The organism is Bartonella sp. MR168JLCBS, assembly GCF_042194175.1.
On the sequence record NZ_JBHIMP010000187.1, the window covers coordinates 1 to 268 of the forward strand.

General features: G+C 32.8%; 1 pseudogene. It reads right to left on the reverse strand.

Going from position 1 to position 268, the window contains the following annotated elements:
- Positions 1-72: 72 nt before the first annotated feature.
- Positions 73-268 (reverse strand): annotated as a pseudogene (locus tag ACFIK8_RS10230) (iron ABC transporter ATP-binding protein); the annotation flags it as partial.

A 268-nucleotide genomic window follows, 5' to 3' on the forward strand; every position in this document is an offset into this window, starting at 1 on the left:
ATTTTTAGCAGATTTTGCAGTGCACGCAAGCTCAAAAAAGAATCTTTATGATTATTGATAAGTGAGAGGAATTCATTGATAATAAAGGGCGATTGGTACACCATCGATTGTTTTGATCTGAATATCTACATCATAAATGTCTTTAAGAATTTCTATCTGCATAATTTCTTTCGGTGTTCCACAATAAGCTGCTTTACCATTTTTGAGTGCAACGATCCTATCCGAATATGATGATGCAAAATTAATATCATGCATGACAATCACAATG